This is a genomic window from Bradyrhizobium sp. RD5-C2 (assembly GCF_019972155.1).
Classification (GTDB): Bacteria; Pseudomonadota; Alphaproteobacteria; order Rhizobiales; family Xanthobacteraceae; genus Bradyrhizobium.
In genome coordinates this window covers 21,015-28,016 of record NZ_BOVL01000011.1, presented here as the reverse complement: position 1 = coordinate 28,016, position 7,002 = coordinate 21,015, and the positions used below count along the sequence as shown (strand labels likewise).

7 protein-coding genes are annotated in these 7,002 nt (G+C 64.7%); 3 read left to right on the top strand and 4 right to left on the bottom strand.

The window, feature by feature from the left end:
* Window positions 1-37 precede the first annotated feature (37 nt).
* Window positions 38-1,126 carry an LLM class flavin-dependent oxidoreductase gene (locus BraRD5C2_RS12850; protein WP_223968880.1) on the bottom strand — a complete coding sequence of 363 codons (1,089 nt, stop codon included), beginning with the start codon at window positions 1,124-1,126 and terminating at the stop codon, window positions 38-40.
* A 260-nt stretch (window positions 1,127-1,386) separates the two neighbouring features.
* Here BraRD5C2_RS12850 and BraRD5C2_RS12845 point away from each other — a divergent pair, with 260 nt between their 5' ends.
* From BraRD5C2_RS12845 to epsC, 3 genes are read left to right on the top strand one after another with little or no spacing between them, the layout of a single operon-like run.
* Complete coding sequence (locus tag BraRD5C2_RS12845; RefSeq protein WP_223968878.1) at window positions 1,387-2,616, top strand: acyl-CoA dehydrogenase family protein; 1,230 nt, start codon at window positions 1,387-1,389, stop codon at window positions 2,614-2,616.
* Window positions 2,617-2,655: 39 nt separating this feature from the next.
* Complete coding sequence (locus BraRD5C2_RS12840) at window positions 2,656-3,228, top strand: flavin reductase family protein (RefSeq protein ID WP_223968876.1); 573 nt, start codon at window positions 2,656-2,658, stop codon at window positions 3,226-3,228.
* Between the two features lie 17 nt (window positions 3,229-3,245).
* On the top strand, window positions 3,246-4,211 hold the full coding sequence (epsC, locus tag BraRD5C2_RS12835) for a serine O-acetyltransferase EpsC (RefSeq protein ID WP_374707987.1): 966 nt from the start codon (window positions 3,246-3,248) through the stop codon (window positions 4,209-4,211).
* Here the strand turns inward: epsC and BraRD5C2_RS12830 are convergent.
* The 3 genes from BraRD5C2_RS12830 to BraRD5C2_RS12820 are packed head-to-tail and all read right to left on the bottom strand — an operon-like array spanning window position 4,208 to window position 6,982.
* Window positions 4,208-5,074, bottom strand: coding sequence for an ABC transporter permease (locus BraRD5C2_RS12830; protein ID WP_223968874.1), 867 nt, complete (start codon window positions 5,072-5,074; stop codon window positions 4,208-4,210). The two genes, epsC and BraRD5C2_RS12830, sit on opposite strands and share 4 nt — an antisense overlap.
* Window positions 5,067-5,930: an ABC transporter ATP-binding protein gene (locus BraRD5C2_RS12825; protein WP_223968872.1), complete on the bottom strand. Its 864-nt coding sequence runs from the start codon at window positions 5,928-5,930 to the stop codon at window positions 5,067-5,069. Before BraRD5C2_RS12825 ends, BraRD5C2_RS12830 begins: the two co-directional genes overlap by 8 nt.
* Window positions 5,927-6,982 carry an ABC transporter substrate-binding protein gene (locus BraRD5C2_RS12820; protein WP_223968869.1) on the bottom strand — a complete coding sequence of 352 codons (1,056 nt, stop codon included), beginning with the start codon at window positions 6,980-6,982 and terminating at the stop codon, window positions 5,927-5,929. The genes BraRD5C2_RS12825 and BraRD5C2_RS12820 overlap by 4 nt, the downstream gene beginning before the upstream one ends.
* Between the last annotated feature and the right edge of the window lie 20 nt (window positions 6,983-7,002).

The following is a 7,002-nucleotide window of genomic DNA, read 5'->3' as shown; positions in this document are numbered from 1 at the left end:
GCGCAACACCCGGCGCCCGCCACGAGCGCCTGACGCATCAGCGCGAGCCGGCCAGCTGTGCCGGATCGCCAGCGGCGGGTAACTTCGCACGAACGCGCGGGATGATCTCCTTCGCAAAGCGCTCCATCTCCGCCTCGAACGGCTGGAACTGCAACATGAAGAGCTCGATGCCGGCGGCATGGAAGCCACGAATGCGGGCCGCCACCTCTTCATAGCTCCCGACCAATCCCGCAGCCGTGCCGCCATTGCTGCCGACCCGCGCCGACTTCTGCATCGTCTGCATCATCACCACCTTGGGATCGGTGTTCTGCTTCTGGATCGCCTTGATCGGCGCATCCAATCTGGAGAGATCGAGCAGCCGCTGGTAGGCCACCTCGGCCTCGGCCCGGGTCTGGCGCGCGATCACGAAGGCGGAAAGCCCGAAGCGCAGCGGTGCCGTGGCTCGCGGCCGCGCAGCCACGTCGGCGATCAGGCCGGCGACGTCGTCGAGCGGCTGTCCGTTGATGAACCAGACATCGCCGTGGTCGGCAACCAGGGCGCGCGCCGGCTCGGACTCGCCCCCGACATAGATCAATGGCCGCGGCCGGTAGAGGCTGCCAGGCCGCAGCAAATAGTCCCTGACATCGAAATGCTCACCCTTGTAGGTCAGCCGCTCACCCTGCATCAGGCGCGACACCACGGTGATCCACTCGCGGCCGTAGGCATAGCGGGCGTCATGCTCCGCAAAGCCGATGCCGGCCTTGTCGAGCTCGGGCCGGTTCCAGGCATTGACCAGATTGATCGCGAAGCGGCCGCGGCTGATGTTCTCGATCCCGAGCGCAAGCTTCGCCAGCACGACCGGATGATAGAGATAGGGCTTGATGGCGGCGATGATCTCGATCCGGCTGGTCAGCGCGGCAAGTGCGGCGGCGGCGCTCCAGGCCTCGAGCTGATCAAGATCCTCCTGATGCGGATTGATGGTGTGCTGCGCGATGAGCGTGGAGTCGTAGCCGAGCCTTTCGGCCGCGATCACGAGGTCGCGATTGCGTTCCCACGATGCATCATAGGGCTCCTCGGGATCTTGATAGGCAGCGCGCGAACCGTGCACCAGCGCCCAGATCCCGAAGCGAAGCGGTCGTATCGTCATTGGCGATCTCCGAATTGCGCTTTGTCGCTTTGCTTTTCACGAAGACGCGGCTGGAGATCAAGCAACGTCACATCAAAAGATTTTCCTTGCCGCGCCGCGCGCGCGGACAAATCAGAAAACTCCAAATCTCACGACAATTGAAATACCGCTCTATTTCTGTTGGCGAAAAATCGTGGGACAGTTTGCGTCATCTGAACGATCCCAGTTCGACCGCAGTCGAATGCGCAACTGACAAAGATCATCATTCCAGGCCGACATCCATGAACAAGCCCGTATCCGCCACCTCGTTGCAGCCGTCCGATCGCCTGGATAGCCAATCCCCTGACATCGATGCGCTGCTGAGCCGCATCGCCGAGGGCGCCGGTCAACGCGAGCGCGAACGTATCCTGCCCTTCGCCGAGGTCGATCTCATTCGCAAGGCGCGTCTGGGCGCACTACGGCTTCCTGTAGATGTCGGCGGCGCGGGCGCGTCGATCCGCACGCTGTTCGAACTCGTGATCCGGCTCGGCGCCGCCGACGCCAACGTCGCGCATATCCTGCGCAACCATTTCAGCGTGGTCGAACGGCTGGTGCGCCGTCCCAGGGACGAGCAGCACCGGCAGTGGCAGAAGGCCGTCACCGACGGCGCGATCATCGGGCTCGCGGCCACCGAACTCGATACCCCGAAGGTCGGCAATGTCACGCCAAACACCACACTGACCGCCGATGGCGACGACTATCTGCTCAACGGCACCAAATACTACAGCACCGGCACGCTCTATTCCGACTATGTGCTGGTGCGCGCGGCCGATACGGCAGGCGCCAATGCGGCGGTGCTGATCCCGGTCAAGCGCGAGGGTATCGAGCTGATCGACGATTGGGACGGGCTCGGCCAGAGGCTGACCGCAACCGGCACCACGCACTTCCGCAACGTGCGCGTCAAGCGCCAGGAGGTGGTGTTCGATGCGCCTGACGCCGGCTACGGCATTCCCTACTCCAACACGTTCGCGCAGCTGTTCCTGACCGCAATCAACGCCGGCATCGCGCGCGCGGTGCTGCAGGACGCGACCGAACTGGTGCGATCGCGCAAGCGGACGTTCTACTATGCACCGAGCGAGACTCCGGTCGACGACCCGTTGCTGCAGCAGACCGTCGGCCAGATCGCCAGCGGCGCGTTTGCGGCCGAGACCGTGGTGCTCGCGGCGGCAGAGGCCCTCGACGCCGCCACCGATGCGTTCGACGCCGGCGATGCCAATGCCGTCGACGCCGCGCACAAGGCCGCGCTGCTCTCGGCCAAAGCCAAGATTGTCGCCGATGAGCTCGCGATCCGCAGCGGCAGCCTGCTGTTCGATGTCGGCGGCGCGTCCGCCACCAAGAAGGCGACCAATTTCGACCGCCACTGGCGCAACGCGCGGACCCTGGCCTCGCACAACCCGAACAACTTCAAGGCCCGCTCGATCGGGCAATATGAGATCAGCGGCACGCCGCTACCCGCCAAGGGCTTCTTCTGATCGGAAGCAGATCCGGCGGCGACAAAAGGGAGAGACCCGATGAGCAAGCCGGACATCCATTTGGTCGACGCGGATCACGAGATCGAGCTGCAGTTTCGCCTGGTGATGCGCCGCCTCGCCGGCGGCGTCTGCGTCATCACGGCGGGAAGCGGCGATGACATCACCGGGATGACCGTCACCTCGCTGACGTCGCTCAGTGCCTCGCCGCCTCGGCTCCTGGTCAGCATCAACCGGCAGGCCTCTACGTTCGAGCCGATCGCCCGCCACCGGCTCTTCGGCGTCAACATTCTCGGCTCGGACCAGCAGGCGTTGGCGGAACGGTTCAGCAACAGCCGCCTGAAGGGCAGCCAGCGTTTCGACGGAACGGCCTGGACCCCTGGCGCTTCCGGCATCCCGTTGCTGGACCATTCGCTTGCCACGGTCGAATGCCAGGTGGAGGAGATCATCGAGCGGCACTCTCACGGCATCATCGTGGGTCGGCTTTCAAGCATGGACGTGTCGCACCGCCTGTCCGGCCTCACCTACTGGAACGGACGGTATGTTCAGATCGATCACGAGGCTGATCTCGATCTGCTCGCCGAAGTCAGTATTCCGCTGGCCCACGTCCGCTAGGACAGGAGAGGCACACCATGAAGCGCGAAATGCCGCCGCAATCGCCACCGTCATCGGCCGGCGTTGCCGGCAGCCCGCCGGGCCGCTGGCAGCTCGACCGGATCGTCGCCGAGCTGCGCGTCTCCAGGGAAGACACCCACAGCATTCGGCGGGACGGCGATCCAAGGCGCGCCCCATCGCGCGATGCGCTGGAAGCGATCCTCGACGGACTGACCGAGGCGCTGTTCCCGCGGCACTACGGCCAATCGGATCTCGACGGCGAGAATATCGACTATTTTGTCGGCAATACCTTGAGCATCGCGTTGGATTCGCTCCACGCGCAAATCCACCGCGCGGCGCTGTTCGTCGGCGACGAGCTTGAACCGGGTTTCCAGCGCCACGACGCCGTCGAATTGACGCGCGCGTTCGCCGCGCAATTGCCGCAAGTGCGCGGGCTTCTCGTCAACGATCTGCGCGCGGCCTTTGTCGGCGATCCGGCGGCGCGAAATTTTCCGGAGATCCTGATCGGCTATCCCGGCATGACCGCGATCATCCACCACCGACTTGCCCATCTTCTGTATCGGCTCGGGGCGCGGCTGGTGGCGCGCCTGATGGCGGAGATCGCGCATGCAAGGACCGGCATCGATATTCATCCCGGCGCCAGCATCGGCTCGGGCTTCTTCATCGATCACGGCACCGGCGTCGTGATCGGGGAAACCGCGATCATCGGCGACAATGTCCGGATCTACCAGGCCGTTACGCTCGGCGCGCGGCATTTCCCGACCGACGACGAAGGCAGCCTAATCAAGGGCGACGCCCGTCATCCGATCGTCGCGGACGACGTGGTGATCTATGCTGGCGCCACCATCCTGGGCCGCATCACGATCGGCCGCGGCTCGACCGTCGGCGGCAATGTCTGGCTGACCCGGGACGTGCCGCCGAACAGTGTGGTGACCCAGGCCACCGCGCGCAACACGCCGGGCGGCAGCAACGCCTCCTCCTAATTGGCCACCGGCGCCTTCCAGCGCATGAAGTGCCGTTCGATCGCCTCGAGAACGGCATTGAAGGCCAGACCGATCACCGTGATTCCGAGAATGCCGAAATACATCTGCGGGATCAGGAAGCTGTACTGGCTGTTGATGATGAGATAGCCGAGGCCGGCCTTGGCGCCGACCATTTCGGACGCCACCAGCACCAGCATGGCCGACGCGCTGGCGAGGCGAATCCCGACGAAGATGGTCGGAAGCGCGGCGGGCAGGATCACCTTGCGGAACAGCTGCTGCGGCGTCGCGCCCATGGTCCGCGCCGACTTGATCAGCAGCGGATCGACCTGCTTCACCGCGGTAATGGTGTTCAGCAGCAGCGGCCAGGCGCAGCTATAGATCACCATCGTGATCTTGGACAGTTCGCCGATCCCGAGCAGCAGAATGAACACGGGCAGCAGTGCCAGCGGAGCCATGTTACGGCAGATCTCGATGAACTGGTTCAGGAGATCGCCGAGCCGGCTGTACCAGCCGACAACGAGCCCGAGCGGGACAATGAACACGACCGAGATCAGGAATCCGCTCAGGGCGCGCAGCAGGCTGGCTGAGATGTCGTCGTAGAGCTCGCCGGTTTGCGCAAGCTGCCAGCCGGCCGCGATCACCTCCGAGAATGGCGGCAGGAACACGGCATCGATCAGCCCGAGCCGCGGCACTGCCTCCCAGGCGGCCAACAGGGCAATCAGCAGCAGGGAACGGCGACCCACGGTGGCCAGCCGGCGAAGGGCAGCGCGGATCCGAACCGCCGCCGATGCCTGGCCGTCCGCGCCAGTCTCTCGCCGGCCATAGCCGAGCTCCAGCAAGGTCAACATCTCCAGACTAGACATGCGCAGCCTCCTCCACCTCACGGTCGGTGCGACGCGCGCCGCCGGCCAACTGTCCCTGCTGGGCCTTCTGCACTTCCTCGCGCAGCAGGCTCCAGATCTCATGCCTGACGTGGCCGAATTCCGGCAGTGAACGCACGTCTTCGGCCTCGCTGCGCAGCACGTCGGGGATCTCGATAACCTGCTTGATCCGGCCCGGGCGCGACGTCATCACCGCGACACGCTGACCGAGCACCACGGCCTCGTCGATGCCGTGGGTGATGAAGACGATGGTCTTGCCGGTGGCGCGCCAGATCCGCAGCAGTTCGCCCTGCAGCGTTTCGCGCGTCTGTGCATCGAGCGCAGCGAACGGCTCGTCCATCAGCAGCACCTCCGGATCGTAAGCGAGGCTCCTTGCGATCGCGACGCGCTGCTTCATGCCGCCGGAGAGTTCGTGCGGGTAGCGGTCGGCAAAACCGGACAGCCCGACCAGGTCGAGGAAGTGCCGCGCAACCTCGCGCCGCTGCCCCGCCTTGAGACCGGCGATATCGAGCCCAAACTCGACATTCTGCGCCGCGGTCCGCCACGGAAACAGCGCGTATTGCTGAAACACGATGCCGCGGTCGCGTCCCGGCCCGGTGATCGGCCGGCCATCGAGCAGGATGCGGCCGCTGGTCGGCGCCGTCAGGCCACCGAGCAAATCAAGCAAGGTGGATTTGCCGCAGCCGCTCGGTCCGACTAGAGCGAGGAATTCGCCCGAGCGAACATCGAGCGTGATGTCTTCCAGCGCAGTGAAACGGCCCGCAGGGCGGCCGCCCTCGCCTCGCGTGACGAATTCTTTGCAGATCTGCTCGAAACGGATCTTGACCGGGCTCGTCATCGCGCCTCCGCCGTCTTGCCCGGACGGAAATAGTTGAACTCATTTGTGTAGGTGTCGGAGGCCTTGATCTGGCCGGGCTTGAACAGCCCATCCTTCACGAGCCAATCGATCCACACCTGGATCTCGGCATCCGAAATCACGCCGCCTTTGCTCGCGACGCCAGTGCTCTTCCAGTACTTGATCGAGGAGCCGTCCTCGTTGCGCTTGCGTTCGGCAATGATCCGTTCGAAACGGGCCCGGACTTCTTCCGGCCGCGTGGTCTGCGCCCATTGGATCGCCCGCGAGATGCCCTCGACCAGCTTGCGCGAAGCATTGGGATTGTCCTTGATGAACTTGTCCCGCAGCACATAGGCGCCGCCGGTGAACTGGCCGAACAGATCGGTATCGTTGAACATCGAACGGATGCCGCCCCGCTCCAACGCCTTGTCACGCAACACGCCGCTGAGCGTACTCACCTCAACCTGGCCCTGGCGCAACGCCTGCTCACTGGTCACCGGCGGTATAGCCACCAGCGTCACCTGCCTCGCCTCGCTGGCGCTGAGGCCATTGCGTGCCAGATATTCGCGGAGCACGAATTCGAGATGGGCGCCCAGCGTATTGACCGCGACCTTCTTGCCGATCAGGTCGCGCGCCGTCCTGATCGGGCTGTCGTCCTTGACGAAGTAGCCCTGATAGGTGTTGGCGTCGGAGCCGTAATAGCCGACCACGGCCTTGATCGGCGCCTTCGCCGCGATCAGCTTGAGAATGGCGCCGTAGAACGCACCGCCGATGTCGATGTCGCCGGTGACGACGGTTTGGATGTCCTGCGGTCCGCTGATGGTGTTGCCGACCCATTTCAGCTTCAGCGGCGCGAGATAGCCGAGGTCTTCGGCGAGCTCAGTGAACGTCACCTGGCCGGCCCAACCCTGGTAGCGAATCTCGGTCTTCTCGAGCGGTGGCTCGGCAAAGGCCGGAGCCGCCAGCCCGAGCGCCACGGCGCCGGTCAGCATCAGGCGCGCGGCCGCGCGCGCGGCAAAACGCCGGGCGCGCAGGATTCGGATCAATGCATTCATGTTCACAACTCCCCTCGATC

What these genes read in the sequence shown, in the direction of transcription:
- BraRD5C2_RS12840 (WP_223968876.1), top strand. Translation starts at nt 2,656, where the DNA reads ATGAGCAAGCCGGACATCCATTTGGTCGACGCGGATCACGAGATCGAG.
- epsC (WP_374707987.1), top strand. Translation starts at nt 3,246, where the DNA reads ATGAAGCGCGAAATGCCGCCGCAATCGCCACCGTCATCGGCCGGCGTT.
- BraRD5C2_RS12820 (WP_223968869.1), bottom strand. Translation starts at nt 6,982, where the DNA reads ATGAATGCATTGATCCGAATCCTGCGCGCCCGGCGTTTTGCCGCGCGC.
- BraRD5C2_RS12850 (WP_223968880.1), bottom strand. Translation starts at nt 1,126, where the DNA reads ATGACGATACGACCGCTTCGCTTCGGGATCTGGGCGCTGGTGCACGGT.
- BraRD5C2_RS12825 (WP_223968872.1), bottom strand. Translation starts at nt 5,930, where the DNA reads ATGACGAGCCCGGTCAAGATCCGTTTCGAGCAGATCTGCAAAGAATTC.
- BraRD5C2_RS12845 (WP_223968878.1), top strand. Translation starts at nt 1,387, where the DNA reads ATGAACAAGCCCGTATCCGCCACCTCGTTGCAGCCGTCCGATCGCCTG.
- BraRD5C2_RS12830 (WP_223968874.1), bottom strand. Translation starts at nt 5,074, where the DNA reads ATGTCTAGTCTGGAGATGTTGACCTTGCTGGAGCTCGGCTATGGCCGG.